16 protein-coding genes are annotated in these 16,856 nt (G+C 61.9%); 14 read left to right on the top strand and 2 right to left on the bottom strand.

All coding sequences use genetic code 11. The features are described 5' to 3' along the window. The first annotated feature begins 36 nt into the window (after positions 1-36). A complete protein-coding gene (locus tag ACJO3T_RS04350) occupies positions 37-720 on the top strand; it encodes a DUF899 domain-containing protein (protein WP_406965872.1) in 684 nt (227 codons plus the stop codon). 203 nt (positions 721-923) lie between these two features. Here ACJO3T_RS04350 and ACJO3T_RS04345 read toward each other — a convergent pair whose 3' ends face one another. Further along, on the bottom strand, positions 924-1,523 hold the full coding sequence (locus tag ACJO3T_RS04345; RefSeq protein ID WP_406977893.1) for an FMN-dependent NADH-azoreductase: 600 nt from the start codon (positions 1,521-1,523) through the stop codon (positions 924-926). A gap of 106 nt (positions 1,524-1,629) precedes the next feature. Between ACJO3T_RS04345 and ACJO3T_RS04340 the strand changes: the two genes are divergently transcribed. The 13 genes from ACJO3T_RS04340 (at position 1,630) to ACJO3T_RS04280 (ending at position 14,719) form a co-directional block, all read left to right on the top strand. Continuing rightward, the gene (locus ACJO3T_RS04340; RefSeq protein WP_406977892.1) at positions 1,630-2,562 is read left to right on the top strand and encodes a LysR family transcriptional regulator; all 933 of its coding nucleotides are present in this window, start codon (positions 1,630-1,632) and stop codon (positions 2,560-2,562) included. 140 nt (positions 2,563-2,702) lie between these two features. Beyond that, positions 2,703-3,182 (top strand): GNAT family N-acetyltransferase, encoded by a 480-nt coding sequence (locus ACJO3T_RS04335; protein ID WP_406965877.1) that lies wholly within the window; start codon positions 2,703-2,705, stop codon positions 3,180-3,182. Positions 3,183-3,331: 149 nt separating this feature from the next. Next, the gene (locus tag ACJO3T_RS04330; protein ID WP_406965878.1) at positions 3,332-3,730 is read left to right on the top strand and encodes a hypothetical protein; all 399 of its coding nucleotides are present in this window, start codon (positions 3,332-3,334) and stop codon (positions 3,728-3,730) included. 210 nt (positions 3,731-3,940) lie between these two features. Beyond that, the gene (gene cyoA, locus ACJO3T_RS04325; RefSeq protein ID WP_406965879.1) at positions 3,941-4,915 is read left to right on the top strand and encodes a ubiquinol oxidase subunit II; all 975 of its coding nucleotides are present in this window, start codon (positions 3,941-3,943) and stop codon (positions 4,913-4,915) included. Further along, the gene (gene cyoB / locus ACJO3T_RS04320) at positions 4,899-6,908 is read left to right on the top strand and encodes a cytochrome o ubiquinol oxidase subunit I (protein ID WP_406977891.1); all 2,010 of its coding nucleotides are present in this window, start codon (positions 4,899-4,901) and stop codon (positions 6,906-6,908) included. Before cyoA ends, cyoB begins: the two co-directional genes overlap by 17 nt. Then, a complete protein-coding gene (gene cyoC, locus ACJO3T_RS04315) occupies positions 6,905-7,510 on the top strand; it encodes a cytochrome o ubiquinol oxidase subunit III (protein WP_406977890.1) in 606 nt (201 codons plus the stop codon). The genes cyoB and cyoC overlap by 4 nt, the downstream gene beginning before the upstream one ends. Then, positions 7,510-7,863, top strand: coding sequence for a cytochrome o ubiquinol oxidase subunit IV (gene cyoD, locus ACJO3T_RS04310; protein WP_406965884.1), 354 nt, complete (start codon positions 7,510-7,512; stop codon positions 7,861-7,863). Before cyoC ends, cyoD begins: the two co-directional genes overlap by 1 nt. Positions 7,864-7,865: 2 nt before the next feature. Continuing rightward, a complete protein-coding gene (gene cyoE, locus ACJO3T_RS04305; RefSeq protein ID WP_406977928.1) occupies positions 7,866-8,762 on the top strand; it encodes a heme o synthase in 897 nt (298 codons plus the stop codon). A 64-nt stretch (positions 8,763-8,826) separates the two neighbouring features. Continuing rightward, positions 8,827-9,246: a hypothetical protein gene (locus ACJO3T_RS04300; protein ID WP_406977888.1), complete on the top strand. Its 420-nt coding sequence runs from the start codon at positions 8,827-8,829 to the stop codon at positions 9,244-9,246. A 30-nt stretch (positions 9,247-9,276) separates the two neighbouring features. Then, positions 9,277-10,620, top strand: a complete 1,344-nt coding sequence (locus tag ACJO3T_RS04295; protein ID WP_406977886.1) for a glycoside hydrolase family 3 N-terminal domain-containing protein — start codon at positions 9,277-9,279, stop codon at positions 10,618-10,620. Between the two features lie 209 nt (positions 10,621-10,829). Next, positions 10,830-12,530: an Hsp70 family protein gene (locus ACJO3T_RS04290; protein ID WP_406977884.1), complete on the top strand. Its 1,701-nt coding sequence runs from the start codon at positions 10,830-10,832 to the stop codon at positions 12,528-12,530. Then, entirely contained in the window at positions 12,527-13,819 is a 1,293-nt protein-coding gene (locus ACJO3T_RS04285; protein ID WP_406977882.1) for a DnaJ domain-containing protein, read from the top strand. Before ACJO3T_RS04290 ends, ACJO3T_RS04285 begins: the two co-directional genes overlap by 4 nt. A gap of 27 nt (positions 13,820-13,846) precedes the next feature. Next, entirely contained in the window at positions 13,847-14,719 is an 873-nt protein-coding gene (locus ACJO3T_RS04280; RefSeq protein WP_406977880.1) for a DUF1853 family protein, read from the top strand. A 42-nt stretch (positions 14,720-14,761) separates the two neighbouring features. Here the strand turns inward: ACJO3T_RS04280 and ACJO3T_RS04275 are convergent, their stop codons facing one another. Next, positions 14,762-16,639, bottom strand: a complete 1,878-nt coding sequence (locus ACJO3T_RS04275; RefSeq protein ID WP_406965895.1) for an MFS transporter — start codon at positions 16,637-16,639, stop codon at positions 14,762-14,764. Positions 16,640-16,856: the final 217 nt, after the last annotated feature.

The raw sequence follows: 16,856 nt of genomic DNA, 5'->3' as shown, positions 1-16,856 counted from the left end.
CCTAAATTTTATCTGCCTAGGACAGGAGACCCAGATATGCCGGCAAACAAGCAAGCCTTACCAGAGGTCGTCTCTCGTGAGGCGTGGGAAGTGGCACTCAGTCAGTTGCTCGTCAAGGAGAAGGAGCTAACCCGGGCGCGTGATGCATTGAGTGCCGAGCGCCGAAAGCTGCCCATGGTAAAAGTGGAAAAGCACTACGAGCTTCATGGCGACGAAGGTCCCATATCCTTCCTCGAGTTGTTCGGTGGGCGCCGCCAACTTATCGTCTATCACTTCATGTTTGCGCCTGACTGGAAGGCGGGTTGTGACGGATGTTCCTGGGTTGCCGATGCCATGACTCACCCGGCCCACCTGCATGCCCGGGATACCTCGTTGGTCATGGTGTCACGGGCTCCTTTGGAGAAACTCCAGCAGTACAGATCCCGTATGGGGTGGACGATTCCCTGGTACTCGTCATACGAAAGCGACTTTAACCATGATTTCGGTGTAACGACAGCCGATGGTGAAAGGCACGGAGCAAGCGTGTTTCTCCGGGACGGAAACGACATCTATCGCACCTACTTTACGGGTGCCCGTGGCATTGAGCACCTGGGCAGCCACTGGACGTACCTGGACCTGACACCGTACGGTCGCCAGGAAACGTGGGAGGATTCTCCGGAAGGTTGGCCACAGACGGAACCCTATGTGTGGAACCGCCGCCACGACGAGTATGACCTTTAGAGGTCTGTACGTGGGCTAGCAGCCCAATCGCGGCGGTGGCTCTCCGCTACGGTTCCCGCTGGCCGGATCGTTCATACTGCGCCGGTACTCGTGGATACGATGCCTTTGGGCCGCATCCCCGGGTACCGGGGCAGCATGTACGGGCTGCCTGATGACAGAGGCCAGGGGACACTCCCAAGCCGCCACTCCGGCAGACGTCTGATCTATGCACTCAGCAACTGGCCGATGCGCTCCCCCGCTGTAGCCAGGCTTTCCGCTTTGTGGCTCTCGTTCAACGCCAGGCCCTCGGCGTGGATGAACTCCACATCCGTGATGCCAATGAATCCGAGTATCTGGCGCAGGAAGCTGGTCTGGGAGTGATCCTCTCCGTAAACCCCGCCACGGCTGATGAAGACGTAGGCTTTCTTACCCTTCAGCAACCCCTCCGGTCCATTTTCCGTGTAGCGGAAGGTAATGCCGGCCCGGGCAATATGGTCGAAGTAGGACTGCAGCATGGTGGGCACGTTGAAGTTGTACATCGGCACGCCCAGCACGATGATATCGGCATTCTTCACTTCTTCAATCAGGGCGTCCGAGTAGTCGGCCACCTGCTGTTGTGCCTCGGTCCGTTCGTCCGGTGCGGTGGTGAAGGCCTGGAAACGGTCCAGGCTCAGGTGCGGTACCGGTTCTTCGGCGAGGTCGCGGCTGACGATGTTCCCTTCCGGGTGCTGCGCCAGCCACTCTTCGGCAAAGCGTGTGGCCAGGGCGGATGATTGTCCGTGGCTGTTGAACAGGCTGCTCTGGATCTTCAATAAGGTGCTCATGTGGTTATCCCCCGATAGGATGATGATGGATGGTCATCATTTAAGCATTGACTGTTTCGATGTAAAAGCGTAAATATTTGCCTTAAACCATCGAATAATTTGATATATGGATAACAAGCAGACCGCTATCCCCCATATCAGCCTGGAGCAATGGCGAAGCCTGGTCGCGGTGGTGGACGAGGGAGGCTATGCCCGGGCCGCTGAGGCGCTGCACAAGAGTCAGTCGTCCATTACCTACGCGGTACAGAGGCTGGAGCATGTGCTGGAGGTGAAAGTGTTTACCATCCAGGGGCGCAGGGCGGTGCTGACCCCGGTGGGGCAGATGCTGTACCAGCGGGCCTGCCAGTTGCTGGAGGATTCCCTGGCTATGGAGCGGGCCGCGGGCAGGGCCTCCGCCGGCTGGGAAAGTGAGATAGCGATTGCCGTGGAGGTGCTGTTCCCCACCTGGCTATTGCTTGAATGTCTGGATGCTTTCGGTGAGGTCAGTCCCCAGACCCGGATCAACCTGTACGAAACCGTGCTCGATGGTGGCACGGAGTTGCTGCAGCAGGGCAAGGTTGACCTGGCCATCCTGCCCAAGGCCCCACCCGGCTATCACGGTGAGGTGCTGCAACCGGGGGCAAGGATTATCCCGGTCGCGCATCCGGATCATCCGCTGCACCAGGTTGAGGGTGAACTGTCCCTGCGTGACCTGCGCAAGCACCGGCACATTGTTGTGCGCGACACGTCGGCCAGGCGCGATGACAGAACCCGTACGGTGGATGTGGCCCGGCGGTGGACGGTCACCAATATGGCGACGTTAATTGGTGCGGTATCCCGGGGGTACGGTTTCGCCTGGATGGCGGCGGACAAGATCCGCCACGAACTGGAGGCGGGGGTTCTGAAACCGCTGCCATTATCGGGTGGTGAGCGTCTTGCCGACCTGTATCTGGTCTTTGCCGACGCAGAGGCTGTTGGCCCGGGTGTCAGGCGTCTGGCGGAGATCCTGCGGGATAAGGTGAAACCGGTTTGTCCTTCCAGACCGAGCCTGCCATCCTGAAGCGGTTGCTGGAAATCCGGCGATCCGTTCACCGCGGATATGTTGGAAGAGTTTGAGGGGAGCAGCGGTCGGGAACCGGCGGATGACGTCAGTGCCGGCCTGTTCATCTTCCCTGTACCTTATCCCGATAGGCCTGACAAATGAGAGCCGAGACCCCGATGACCAACTACCAGACCGGATTTGTAACTGAAGCCGACAAACCCCAATGGCGGACCCTGTTCAATGGCTACGCGGACTTCTACGGCGTGCCCATGGACGACACCATCGCAGACACCGTCTGGAACTGGCTGCTGGACCCGAACCATGTGCTGGAAGGCATCGTTGTGCGGGATGAGAGCGAAGTGGTGGTGGGCCTGGCCCATATGCGGGCCTGTCCACGGCCACTGGGTGGCTGTGAGATGGGGTTCCTGGACGATATGTTCGTGGCGCCGGAAGCCCGTGGCACGGGTGCGGCGGATGCGTTGTTCGAGGCGCTGCGCGACCTGGCCACCGAGCGCGGATGGCCGGCGGTGCGCTGGATCACCCAGCATTTCAATGAGCGGGGCAGGGCCTTCTACGACCGCTACACGAATGGCCCCAGCGACTTCATCATGTACCAGTGGAAGCTGCCCAATCCATAACGGCCATTCGGGCATTACCTACCCGCAGGTTTTGTGCGCCCTGACCATCTTTGGTAGTATCGCTACCTACCAGATCGGAACGTAATGTTTTTGTGTTCCCCTCTCTTACCTGCAGCCCTTTCTGCGTCAGTCATCTGCCGGATGAGTTTGTGAAAGTGATCAGTCTGTCAGCACCCATCAATGAGAACGCTGCCGTGGCTTCCCTCCGGGAACCTCGTACCGGTGTGACGTTGCTGTTGGCGATGCTGATGACTGGCCTGGCCGGTACGCTGGTCCACTTCGGTCTGGCCTATGACACGGCTGAGCTGATCCCGTTGCTGGAAAACGCCATCACCCTGGAGTTGCTTGCCAGCGTGGGCCTGGCCGGGTTGGTTGTTTCCCCGTTGCTGGTATACCGGCACCTCCTGTTACTGCTCCACTTTGTTAACTCCCTGCGCCATGCCTTCCTGCGGCAGTTGCGTCAGTGGTTGCCGGCCACGCCGGCGCCGCGTGTTGTTCCCCGTGCAGCCCATGGTTGCCGGGCGCCTCCCACCGTGGGCCGTGCGTAAGATTCGCTAACGGTTCGCGGTGCCAGTACTCCCATGTCCTCTGTGAGCAGCGCCTGACATAGCGCCGCTATCCGGGTGCCTGTCTCCCGGAGTTGCAGTCACTGGCTATCCTCCCGCCCCCGTAGCTTGCCCACGGCCTATCCCCGGTGTTCGTCCTGCCTCGTTTGCGGGCAGATGTTGTCACTTTCCGTGTTTAGGGGATCAATCCTCGTGTCAGTTCGTAGCCTCAGAAAAGCTGCGCTGGCGGCTGCCGTGTTCTCACTGGCGGGCTGTCAGGGTGGTGTGCTCGACCCCAAGGGTCAGGTGGGTGTCGATGAGAAGACCCTGATCATCGTCTCGACCCTGCTGATGTTGCTGGTGGTCATTCCGGTGATCGTCATGACCCTGTACTTCGCCTGGAAGTATCGCGAAGGGCGTGACCATGAAATCTATGCCCCCAAATGGGCCCACTCGGGCCGCATCGAAACCATTGTCTGGCTGGTGCCGGTGGCGATCATCGTGATCCTGGGGGGCATAACCTGGTATTCCACCCACGCGCTGGACCCCTATAAACCCCTGGATCATGAGCGTGAGCCGCTGACCGTGCAGGTGGTGTCCCTCAACTGGAAGTGGCTGTTCATCTATCCGGAACAGGGCGTGGCGTCGGTGAATGAGCTGGTGTTCCCGGTGGATGTGCCGGTGCAGTTCAGGATCACTTCCGAATCCACCATGAACTCCTTCTTCATCCCTCAACTGGGCAGCCAGATCTATTCCATGGCGGGCATGGAGACCCGGCTTCACCTGATCGCCAATGAGCCCGGCACTTACCACGGCATTTCGGCCAACTACAGCGGTGAGGGCTTCTCCGATATGCATTTCGATGCCATCGCCACCAGCGATGCGGCGTTCGAGCAGTGGGTAACGTCCGTCAGGCACGACAATCCGACCCTGACCCCGGAGCGTTACGCCACCCTGGCCGAGCCCAGCGAAGACCACCCGGTGGAGCACTTTGGCAGCGTCAGCGACGGCCTGTTCCACCAGATCATCGACCGGTACATGCAGAACTACAACGACTGGAACGAGGGGCCCCAACACCACGGATCCGCTGAGCGTTCATCCCCCGTCCACCCATCCGCTGAACAGGCATCCGCTCTGTCCGGTTCGGCCACACCAGAGGAGGCCCAGGACCATGTCGCTACTCGGTAATCTGTCGCTGGATGCGATTCCCTTTCATGAGCCCATTATCATGGGAACCCTGGCGGTGGTCGGCGTGGCCGGCATCGCCCTGGTTATTGCCCTCACGGTGTATAAGAAGTGGGGCGTGCTCTGGCACGACTGGCTGACGTCCGTGGACCACAAGCGCATTGGCGTGATGTACATTGTGCTGGCGCTGATCATGCTGATCCGGGGCTTTTCCGACGCCATCATGATGCGTGCGCAACTGGCCATGGCCACCAGCGGGGCGGAAGGCTACCTGCCACCGGAACACTACGACCAGATCTTCACCGCCCACGGCGTGATCATGATCATGTTCATGGCGATGCCGTTCATGATCGGCCTGATGAACATCGCCCTGCCGCTGCAGATCGGCGCCCGGGATGTGGCTTTCCCGTTCCTCAACAACCTGAGTTTCTGGTTCGCTGCTGGCGGTGCGGTACTGATCAACCTGTCCCTGGGCCTGGGCGAGTTCGCCAAGACCGGCTGGATGGCCTATCCGCCGTTATCGGAGTTGTCGTTCAGTCCCGGAGTAGGGGTGGACTACTACATCTGGGCGTTACAGATATCGGGCATCGGGACGCTGCTGACCGGGGTGAACTTCCTGGTGACGGTGTTCAAAATGCGCGCCCCGGGCATGAAGCTGATGCAGATGCCCATCTTCACCTGGACCTGCACCTGGGCCAATATCCTGATCGTGGCGTCGTTCCCGATCCTGACCGCGGTACTGGGGCTGTTGACCCTGGACCGCTACCTGGATTTCCACTTCTTCACCAACGACGCCGGCGGCAACGCCATGATGTACATCAACCTGTTCTGGGCCTGGGGCCATCCCGAGGTGTACATCCTGATCCTGCCGGCCTTCGGCATTTTCTCCGAGGTGATTTCCACCTTCACCGGCAAGCGCCTGTTCGGCTACAAGTCCATGGTCTGGGCCAGTGGCGCCATTTCCATCCTGGGCTTTATTGTCTGGCTGCACCACTTCTTCACCATGGGCTCCAGCGCCAATGTGAACGCCTTCTTCGGCATCATGACCATGATCATTGCCGTGCCCACCGGGGTGAAGCTGTTCAACTGGCTGTTCACCATGTATCGCGGCCGGCTGCGCCTGGCGGTGCCGGTGCTGTGGACCCTGGGCTTTATGGTGACCTTCACCATCGGGGGCATGACCGGCGTGCTGCTGGCGGTGCCGGGGGCGGACTATGTGCTGCATAACAGCCTGTTCCTGATCGCCCACTTCCACAACACCATTATCGGTGGTGCCGTGTTCGGCTACCTGGCCGGGTTTGCCTACTGGTTCCCGAAGGCCATGGGCTTCCACCTGAATGAGCGCCTGGGCAGGGCCTCCTTCTGGTGCTGGCAGGTGGGCTTCTACGTCGCCTTTATGCCGCTGTACGTGCTCGGCTTCCTGGGCATGACCCGTCGCCTCAACCACACCAACAACCCGGACTGGAACCTCTGGCTGACCATCGCCTGTGTCGGCGCGGTGATCATCCTGGTGGGCATCGTGCTGCAGTTCGTCCAGCTTTACGTCTCATTCCGTCAGCGTGAGCAGAACCAGGACACCACCGGTGATCCCTGGAACGGCCACACCCTGGAATGGGCCACGGCCTCGCCGCCCCAGTTCTACAACTTTGCGGAACTGCCCCAGGTGCGGGATATCGATACCTTCACCGATATGAAGGAGCAGGGCACCGCCTACCAGCGCCCGGCCCGGTACGCACCGATCCATATGCCGAAGAACACTCCTTACGGCATCCTGATTGCCGGCGCCACCACCGTCTTCGGCTTTGCCGCGGTGTGGCACATCGGCTGGCTGGCCGCCCTGGGGCTGGTGGCCGCGGTCGGGTTTTACCTGATGCGGGCCTATGACAACGACGTGGACTACTTCGTGCAGCCCGAGGAAATCGAACGTATTGAAGCCGCCCACTTGCAACAGCTTGGTGTGGCGTCGGCAGACCGGACCGGGGAGGTTACGGCATGAATATGATGACCAACGCGGCCCACGTGGCCGACGAGCACCACCACGATACCGGCGAGAGCACGGTGTTCGGTTTCTGGCTCTACCTGATGACCGACTGCCTGCTGTTCGCGTCGGTGTTCGCCACCTACGCGGTGTTGTTCATGAACACCGCCGGTGGCGTGTCCGGCCGGAACATTTTCGAGCTGGACTATGTGGCCATTGAAACCGCGGCGCTGCTGCTGAGCAGCATCACCTACGGTTTTGCGATGATTGGCGCCCACCGTCAGAGCCGTCCGGCGACCCTGGGCTGGCTGATGGTGACCTTTGCCCTGGGAGCCGTGTTTATCGGCATGGAGATCAATGAATTCCATCACCTGATTGTCGAGGGCCACGGTCCTTCGCAAAGTGCCTTCCTGTCCTCCTTCTTCGCACTGGTGGGCCTGCATGGGCTGCACGTCACCGCCGGCCTGATCTGGATGGCGGTGATGATGCTGGAGGTGCGCAAGCGAGGCCTCGGCAGCCAGACGGTGACACGGCTGAGCTGCCTGAGCCTGTTCTGGCACTTCCTGGATGTGATCTGGGTCTGTGTGTTTACCGTGGTTTACCTGATGGGAGTCCTGTAATGAGTTCTCATTCCTCTGAGCATTCACCCGCCCATGCCCATGACGCCCACGAAGCCAGTCACGGCTCCGTGAAGTCCTACCTGGTGGGCTTCGTGCTGTCCGTGATCCTGACCGTGATTCCGTTCTGGGCCGTGATGACCGGCGCGTTCGAGAAATCCACGTTGATCCCGCTGGTGGTGATCCTGGCGATTGTCCAGCTCATCGTGCACCTGAAGTACTTCCTGCACCTGGATTTCAGCCCGGCGAGTCGCGCCAGTACCTTCGCCTTCCTGTTCTCGGCGCTGATTATCGTGATGGTGGTGGGGCTGTCGATCTGGATCCTCTACAGTGCCAACGCGATGATGATGTACTGATGATGGCGGCCTCAATGAAACACTACCTCAAGGTGACCAAGCCCGGGATCATCATGGGCAACCTGATCTCCGTGGCGGGCGGCTTTTTCCTGGCGGCCCGTGGCGAGGTCGACTGGCCGGTGTTCCTGGCGACGGTGATTGGTCTGTCGCTGGTGGTGGCCTCCGGTTGCGCGGTCAACAATGGTATCGACAGTGATATCGACGCCCGCATGCAGCGCACCCGTAACCGTGTGACGGTGACCGGGGAACTGTCCGCCCGCGCGGCGATGGTGTTCGGGGCCGTGCTTGGTCTGGTGGGTTTTGCCCTGCTGGCGTTGTTCACCAATGGCATCAGTGTGGCGTTTGCTGCGCTCGGATGGCTTGTTTATGTGGGCCTGTACAGCCTGTGGCTGAAACGTAGCTCTGTCTACGGCACGCTGGTGGGGGCCCTGTCCGGGGCCATGCCGCCGGTGGTGGGCTACTGCGCCGTCACCGGACGGTGTGATGCTGGCGCCCTGATCCTGCTGGCGATGTTCTGCCTGTGGCAGATGCCCCATTCCTACGCCATTGGCATCTTTCGCTATCGGGATTATGAGGCTGCCGGCATCCCGGTGCTGCCCGTAGCCCAGGGCATTGCCCGCGCCCGGCGGCATATCGTGCTGTACATCGCGGTATTCAGCCTGGTCACGGTATTGCTGCCCCTGGGGGGATACACCGGCGTGGCCTTCATGGCCGTGGCCTGTACCACCAGCTTGTGGTGGCTGGCCATGGCCCTGCGGGGTTACCGGCCGGATATCGAGGTCACCGGCTGGGCGCGGCAGGTCTTCGCCTTTTCCATCGTCACCATTACCGCACTCAGTGTCACCATGGCGCTGGATTTCAATGCGGTAGCGCCAAACCTGCTGGTGCTCAACCCTTGATCCTGTCTGGCTTCCCCGGACGCTTGGGGTAAAATACCCGGCCCCCACACAGGATGGAGTAGACATGTTCAAACCCAGAAAAACAGAAAGCGCCCCCGACTGGCTGGATGACGATGGCATCAAGCTGTACACCATCTCCGCCACCGGACAGCCGGTGGATACCAGCCCCTACTATCCCAGGCTGGCGGAGGTTAAGGCGTCGAAGGCCGTGGACTGGCCAGAAACCCCGGCCTTTGCCATCTTCCACGACGGCGCGGGCATGAAATACCTGGTGCTATGCTGGTGGGGCAATGACAACGAACTGTTTACCTCGGTATCGGTGCACACTGGTGAGGAATGGGTAGAGGACACCTCACGCTTCTCCTTCTGCCTGTGGGACCTGGAAGTCATCTGGTACGAACGCAATGCCTTTGTGGAGACCCTTTACAGTGGCGCTCCCGATATCCGGCAGTACCGGGCGTCCCGCCTGATCCAGGAGAGCTGAGCCCGGAACAGCCCTACATGGAGGTGGCGATTGAAAACCCTTGGCATCTACGTGGCCACAACCGCCTTGTTATTGCTGGCGCTGGCCCTTGGCTATTTTGCCATGGACTGGCGCTCGCCGGACTTTGCGGGGTATCGCAGGGTCGCACTGGTGGTTGCCGTCGCGGTGGCCCTGCTGATTGTCCTGGCCGCCGTGGTGGCCTTCCTCCGTGGCCGGACTGGCCGGTGGCATCGCGGGGCGTCCGGTCTGGCATTGCTGGCGGGCGTGATTGCAGCGGCGGCCCTGGGGCAGGTTATTGTCATGGAAGGTCGCTTCCAGTGGATGAGGTATACGGTGCTCAACAGCGATCCGGCGACGCTGGAAGCGCTGGGGCAGCACTTCATCGTCGGTTACCGAAACCGTGAGGAAGTCAGCGTCCTTGGCCAGCGCAAGGCAGTCGCCGGGTTCTTTATCACCCATCATAACGTTGGGGGCATGGACGAGTCGGCCATCCGCCAGGAGATCCACTGGCTGCGCTCCACACTTCCCGCCCAGGATGCCCACCCGATGTGGATTGCCACGGACCAGGAGGGCGGGGGCGTATCCCGGCTGTCTCCGCCACTGCCACGACAGCCCGCCCTGGGGCGCGTGCTGGAGGAGCAGGCACCTGGTTCCACGATTGAATCGGCCAGCCTGGCCTATGGCCGACGCCAGGGCGAAGGGCTGGCCTCCCTCGGCGTGAATCTCAACCTGTCGCCGGTGGTGGATATCGACCATCAGGTGGATAACCCGGCGGACCGGTTCACCCGCATCTCCACCCGGGCCCTGTCCGACGATCCGGCGGTGGTGACCGAGGCGGCAGGCGCCTATTGCCAGGGGCTGGCGGCATTCGGGGTGCAATGTACCCTGAAGCATTTCCCGGGCATCGGCCGGGTGTTCCACGACACCCATGTGGAGCGTGCGGTACTGTCGGAATCCCCGGACCAGCTTCGGGAGAGCGACTGGCTGCCCTTCCTCCGGCTAGCAGGTTCCGGGCCCCCGCCCTGGATCATGCTCAGCCACGTCATCCTGGCCCAGGTGGATCCGGACCGGCCGGTGTCCACATCCACCCCGGTGGTGCAGGGGTTGCTGCGTGACCAGTGGAGCTTCCAGGGCGTATTGATCACCGATGACTTCTGCATGCGGGCCATCCATGACGCCCCGGGCGGGGTCGGCCAGGCCACCGTGGATGCCCTGAACGCCGGGGTGGACATCATCCTGATCAGCTTCGACCCGGACCAGTACTACCTGGCGATGTATGCGCTGTTGCAGGCGGACCGGGAAGGGAAACTGGACTGGGATGTGTTGCGGCGGTCGAAACAACGTCTCATGTCGTCCGGATCGCTGGAAGGGTAGGAGGGACAGTCCGTTTTTCCACCGGTCACGCCGGAGGCGATCCCGTCCAGTCGATAGAGCCGGTTATACCCTGACCCCGTGTTAGTCCGCCATCCTCCCCGCATTGTGATTTCGCCCCGTTTTTCCTTTTGCCCGGGTTGGGTATACTCGAATTCCACCGTAAAAGGGACTTCCCCAGTGGTTCCCACACTAAGGAAAGGCGCGGGCACATGGCAGTAGTAGGCATTGATCTCGGCACCACCAACAGTCTGGTGAGTGTCTGGCAGGATGGCGAGAGCCGCATCATTCCCAACTCTCTCGGCGAGTTACTCACCCCCTCCGTGGTCAGCGTGGATGACCGGGGCATGGTCCTGGTGGGCCGGGCCGCCAAGGACCGGCTGGTGTCCCACCCGGAGCAGACCGCCTCCCAGTTCAAGCGCCTGATGGGCAGTAACGAGAAGGTCACCCTGGGTAACCGTACCTTCTCCCCGGAGGAACTCTCCGCCCTGGTGCTCAAGCAACTGAAGGCCGACGCCGAGAGCGACCTGGGCGAGTCGGTAGAAGAGGCCATCATCAGTGTGCCCGCCTACTTCAACAACAACCAGCGCACCGCCACCCTCCATGCCGCTCAGCTGGCGGGCCTGAACGTGGAGCGGCTGATCAACGAGCCCACGGCTGCGGCGCTGGCCTATGGCGTTCAGGAAGCGGAAGACGAGCGCAATTTCATTGTGGTGGACCTGGGCGGCGGCACCCTGGATGTGTCCATCCTGGAGAAGTTCGACGACCTGCTGGAGGTTCACGCCACCAGTGGCGACAGCTTTCTGGGCGGCGAGGACTTCACCTTTGCCATGGTGGGTGCGGTCTGCGGCAAGCTGTCCATGGACCACCAGGCCCTGAGCCGGGAGGAGCGGGCCCACCTGTATCGCCTGTGCGACCAGGCTAAAAAAGCGCTGGCGGACGAACCGGTGGTGGAGATCGCTGCCAAGCTGGGTGGCGGGGAGCACCGGGTCAGCTTCAGCCGGGAAGACTTCAGCCACTGCTGCGCTGACCTGCTGGAGCGTATCCGAGGCCCGCTGGAGCGCTCCGTGAAGGACTCGGGTATGGGCCGGGGGGACTTCGACGACGTCATCCTGGTAGGCGGCGCCTCGCGGATGCCTCTGGTGAAGAACTTTGTCGGCCGTCTGTTCGGTCGCATTCCCTCCGCCACCATTGATCCGGACCTGGTGGTGGCCATGGGTGCCGCCGTGCAGGCAGCCCTCAAGCAGCGTAACCAGGCCCTGCGGGACACGGTGCTCACGGATGTCTGTCCCTTTTCCCTGGGCATTGAGACCGCCCATAAGATGGAACAGGGCCACAGGACCGGCTTCTTCTCGGTGCTGATTCCCCGCAACACAGTGATCCCCGCCAGCCGGGTGGACCGTTTCTTCACCATCGACGATAACCAGACCGACCTGCGGGTGGTGGTATACCAGGGTGAGCAGCGGCTGGTGAAGAACAATATCCGCATTGGCGAGCTCAGTGTGAATGTGCCAAAAGCCAGGGCCGGTGAGGAATCGGTGGATATCCGCTTCACCTACGACATCAACGGCATCCTGGAGGTGCAGGTGGATGTGGTGAGTACCGGCGTCCGGGAAACCCTGGTGATCCAGAACACCACCAACAACCTGGATGACGCCGAACTGGCCAGCCTGCTGAAGAACATGGAAAAGCTCAAGTTCCATCCCCGGGAGGACAGCGCCAACATCGCCGTGATGAACGAGGCGGAGCGCATGTGGTCCGAGGCCCTGGGCGAGGAGCGGGACTACATCGAACAGATTATCCGCTACCTGGAGGACGCCCTGGACTCCCAGGATCCACAGCGGGCGGAGGAAGCCCGGGGCATGGTCTCCGACAAACTGGAGGAGCTGAAAGCCCGGCGGGGGCGGTGGTGAATCCCTGGCAGGTACTGGGGGTTGAACCCGGCAGCGACCGCAGGACCATCAAGCGGGCCTATACACGCCTGGTTAAGGAGGTGCACCCGGAGGACCATCCGGATGAGTTCATGGAACTGCGCCAGGCTTACGAGTGGGCGCTGAAAACGCTGGATGCGCCCGCAAGGCCCATGGCATTCACGGTCGAGCCGGAGAACACCGGGTTCGAACCGCCGGAGCCCTCTGACTGGGACAGCCAGGGGAGCGCTTCGTCGGCCGATACCCGGCAGGCTTCCCCTGTTATCGAGGACACCTGGTCCGTGACCCTGCCGGAAGCGGAATCACCGGTTGTTCCCATCACCGATACCTGGTCAGATCCGGAGCCGGATGGCGCCGACCGCCAAAGCGCCGATGCCTGGAACGAGCCACCCCCTCGGCTGGTGGAGGATGAGGTCCAGGACCGGCAGGAAACACTGAACCGGCTGGTATCCGCCATGGCCCGGCTGCTGGATGACCCGGACCACCGCAATGACCTGGCCCGCTGGGAACCCCTGCTGATGGCGCCAGAGCTGAACGACTTCCAGTCAAGCTCGGCGGTGAGCAGCTGGCTGCTGCCCCAGGTAATCCGGGTACTGCAGTCGGGGCAGGTTGAATGTCCATTTGAGCCGGGGGTGCTGATTCGTTTTGATGACCGTTTCCAGTGGAGTTCCGATCACAGTGGGACCATGCCGGTTATCGAGGATCAGATGTTGCGGCTGTGTCTGCTCATTGAAGCCGCACGGGCGTTGGGCGGGCGGTCCCGTGCCCGGCTGGGTTGGGCGTGGCTGGCGGAAACCCTGTTTGGCGTATCGGGTCGCCTGTCCCGTATTGAGTGCCTGTTGGGGTATGGCGTTGCCCTGGGAGTCCTTGGTCTGCTAACCGCCCTGTCCATAACAACCGCCATGCCCGGTCACAGTGGCCTGGCTGCTGTGGCGGTGATGCTGTTGATGCTCTATAGCACGATCAGCCTGGCCATCAAGCGTGTCAGGGACGCCGGTATCAACCTGGCGCTGGCGTTTGTGGTGGGGGCGATCTTTCCCGGCTCCTGGCTATTCTTCCTGCTGGCGGCACCGAAGCACAATGACAAGGTGCCTGATCCGCGCCTGAAGTACTCGCAGGTTTTCGATCGGACCTATCGGGAACACTATGTGGCCGAGGGGAAACGCTCCCTGCCGGCCCGGCTGCGGGAGCGGTTGTCCGGCATTCACCCCGGTATCTATCTGACCCTCGCCGGGCTTTGGGCCGCCACGGCGGTGCTGTTATCGTTGTAAGCCGTGATCCACATGTTGGGGAACCCCATGAGTGAGCCCTGGCGCCCTGCCAACCACCTAGCCTGGCTGTGCCAGGCCCCGCAGTTGCTGGACAGTCCGGAGACCTTTCCACTGCGTGACCACCTGCCGGACGACTGGCCTTCCAGGCTGGCGGGCTGGGCCACCGACCCCGAGAGCCGCCCGGCATCCCTCACGGAACCCGCCCATCCGCGCCTGGGATACTACTTCGAACGGCTCTATGAATGCATGCTGACGGAACTGCTGGGCTGGCCCCTGCTGGCGAAGAACCTGCAGGTGCGGGACGCCGCCGGTCGCACCCTGGGTGAGCTGGACTTCGTGGTACAGAATCCCCACACCGGGGCGGTGGAACACCATGAGATTGCGGTGAAGTTCTACCTGGGCTATCCGGGGCCGGACACCCGCTGGTTCGGGCCCAACAGTCGCGACCGGCTGGACCTCAAGGTCGGGCGACTGCTGGAGCACCAGAGCCGCCTGGGCACGTTGCCTGAGGCGAGGGCGCTGCTGGCGGACCTGGGTGTGGACGAGCCGGTGATGCCCCGGGTATTTATCCCCGGTTACCTGTTTTACCCGACCGGGGACATGGTCAGCCTGCCGGACTTTGTACCCGGGAATCACCTGCGGGGCCACTGGCTCTACCATGGGGATACCCGCACGCTGGACACCCGCCACTGGGTGCCCCTGCACAAGCCCCACTGGCTGGGCCCCTGGTGGCAGCAGGAGCCCCCCGATGCGGGGCTGTCATCAACGGTGCTGGCCAGTGTGGAGGAGTACCGTCGCCCGCGCCTGTTCGCGGCCCTGGAGCAGGCCCCGGATACCGGTTTCTGGCATGAGACGGCGCGAACCTTCGTGGTGCCATCCATCTGGCCGGGGCAGGGTTAGGAATCTACGCGCTTTCTACCGCACAGCCTGCTGGGCCAGGCGTCAGCGGGCATCACCCCTCAGGTATCGTACTTTTTCCTCCAACACGGGAGCGGAGGCCTGTTCCGGGGCCACCGGCTCACCGGCCCGCAAGTGGATCTTCGACCAGAAACGCTTCGGCAGGTGACGGAATGCCGGTCCGCCACAGTTGCTGAAGAAACTGCCCCACAGGCCCTGTAACGCCATGGGCACGACCGGTACCGGGCGCCGCTCGAGGATGATATCCACACCGGGTCTGAACGTGTCGATCTCGCCATCCCGGGTCAACCGGCCTTCCGGGAAGATACACACCACATTGCCGGCGGCCAGTTCCTCGTCGATTCGGTCGAAGGCGGCGTCGTAGATCTCGGGTACCCTGGTTTTCGGGCCGATGGGAATGGTCTTGGCCAGTTTGAAGAAGCCGCCGATCACCGGGGTGGAGAAGATCTGGTGGTCCATGACGAAGCGGACCGGGCGGCGCACGGCACCGGCAATCACCAGGGCATCCATGTAGGAAACGTGGTTGCACACCAGCAATACCGGGCCTTCCTCCGGTATGCGATCCAGGTCGTGGTGCTTCACCCGGTAGAGGGTGTGTGACAACACCCAGATCACGAAGCGCAGGGCGAATTCCGGTACCTGTTGGTACACGAACGCTGCTACCACCAGGTTCATGATGGCCAGCACCAGGAAGAACTCGGGAATGGAGATGCCGATTACCACCAGCATCAGGATGCCCATCAGGGCACTGACCACCATGAACAGGGCATTGAACACGTTCAGTGCCGCAATCACCCGGGCTCGCTTGTCCGGTACGGTCTGCTGCTGCACGAAGGCATAGAGCGGCACGATAAACAGGCCGCCGAAAAAGCCGATGGCCAGCAGGTCGATGGCCACCTGGCGGTAGTAACCGTCGGTGAGGATCATCCACCAGTCCGACGGAATCGGCTGGTCCGGCATGTTCATGTACAGGTCGATGCCGAACAGGCTGATACCCAAGGAGCCGATGGGCACGATGCCCAGTTCCACCCGGTGGCCGGACAGCCGCTCACAGGCCATGGAGCCGGCGGCAATGCCCACGGTGAAGATCGCCAGCAGCAGGGTAACCACGGTCTCGTCGCCCATCAGGTGGGTCTGGGCAAACTTGGGGAACTGGGCCAGGTAGGCCGCCCCCAGAAACCAGAACCATGAGATCGCCATCACGCTCAGCAGGACATTGTGGTTCTCCCTGGCAATGGCCATCAGGCGCCAGGTTTCCCGCAGTGGATGCAGGCTGACCTTCAGGTCCGGAGCGGCAGGGGGCGCCTTGGGAATCATCAGGGCGGATGCCAGCCCGACCACGGCCAGCAGGCCCAGCCCAATGGCCACCAGTTGCTGGCCGGATTCCAACTTGGTCAGCACACCGGCCAGCAGGGTACCCAGCAGGATGGCGATAAAGGTGCCCATCTCCACCAGCGCGTTACCGCCCACCAGTTCCTTGTCCCGCAGCACCTGGGGCAGGATGGCGTACTTCACCGGCCCGAAGAAGGCCGACTGCACCCCGGTGAGGAACAGCAGCAACAGCAGCGCCCCGTACCAGCCGTGCCATACGCCCACGGCGGCCAGCCCCATGATCAGCACCTCCGCCAGCTTGATCCAGCGGATCACCGTGCCTTTCTCATAACGGTCCGCCACCTGGCCGGCAATGCCGGAGAACAGGAAGAAGGGCAGGATAAACAGCAGGCCGGCCAGATTGGAGAGCATGTCCAGGGACATGCCAAGCACGCTGGTGGCACTGAAGGTGACCAGTAGCAACAGTGCCTGCTTGAACAGGTTGTCGTTCAGGGCACCGGCGAACTGGGTGAGGAAAAAGGGCAGGAACCGTCGCTCGGACAGCAGGCGAAACTGGCTCTGGTCTTCCATCGACTACATCTCCTTGAATGGGGCTGGCCATCAGGCGAATCCGTCACTATATAGCCTGCTTCAACCGGGTCAAGGAACGGGCACACGCACGGATATCGGCTTTGCACCATGCTGGTGCGGAATCAGTGCGCTCTCCGGTCGTGGACCACAGATAACGCAGGTTGTCCTGGCCTAGTCTCTGAAAAGCCGGTGAAAAATTGGTCACCGGCACAGAACC

It is taken from the genome of Marinobacter shunpengi (genome assembly GCF_045449715.1).
Classification (GTDB): Bacteria; Pseudomonadota; Gammaproteobacteria; order Pseudomonadales; family Oleiphilaceae; genus Marinobacter.
This window is presented reverse-complemented; position numbering and strand designations above follow the sequence as displayed.

Coding starts and splice junctions, on each gene's coding strand:
- ACJO3T_RS04350 (WP_406965872.1), top strand. CDS start 37: ATGCCGGCAAACAAGCAAGCCTTACCAGAGGTCGTCTCTCGTGAGGCG.
- ACJO3T_RS04345 (WP_406977893.1), bottom strand. CDS start 1,523: ATGAGCACCTTATTGAAGATCCAGAGCAGCCTGTTCAACAGCCACGGA.
- ACJO3T_RS04340 (WP_406977892.1), top strand. CDS start 1,630: ATGGATAACAAGCAGACCGCTATCCCCCATATCAGCCTGGAGCAATGG.
- ACJO3T_RS04335 (WP_406965877.1), top strand. CDS start 2,703: ATGAGAGCCGAGACCCCGATGACCAACTACCAGACCGGATTTGTAACT.
- cyoB (WP_406977891.1), top strand. CDS start 4,899: ATGTCGCTACTCGGTAATCTGTCGCTGGATGCGATTCCCTTTCATGAG.
- cyoC (WP_406977890.1), top strand. CDS start 6,905: ATGAATATGATGACCAACGCGGCCCACGTGGCCGACGAGCACCACCAC.
- cyoD (WP_406965884.1), top strand. CDS start 7,510: ATGAGTTCTCATTCCTCTGAGCATTCACCCGCCCATGCCCATGACGCC.
- cyoE (WP_406977928.1), top strand. CDS start 7,866: ATGGCGGCCTCAATGAAACACTACCTCAAGGTGACCAAGCCCGGGATC.
- ACJO3T_RS04300 (WP_406977888.1), top strand. CDS start 8,827: ATGTTCAAACCCAGAAAAACAGAAAGCGCCCCCGACTGGCTGGATGAC.
- ACJO3T_RS04290 (WP_406977884.1), top strand. CDS start 10,830: ATGGCAGTAGTAGGCATTGATCTCGGCACCACCAACAGTCTGGTGAGT.
- ACJO3T_RS04280 (WP_406977880.1), top strand. CDS start 13,847: ATGAGTGAGCCCTGGCGCCCTGCCAACCACCTAGCCTGGCTGTGCCAG.
- ACJO3T_RS04275 (WP_406965895.1), bottom strand. CDS start 16,639: ATGGAAGACCAGAGCCAGTTTCGCCTGCTGTCCGAGCGACGGTTCCTG.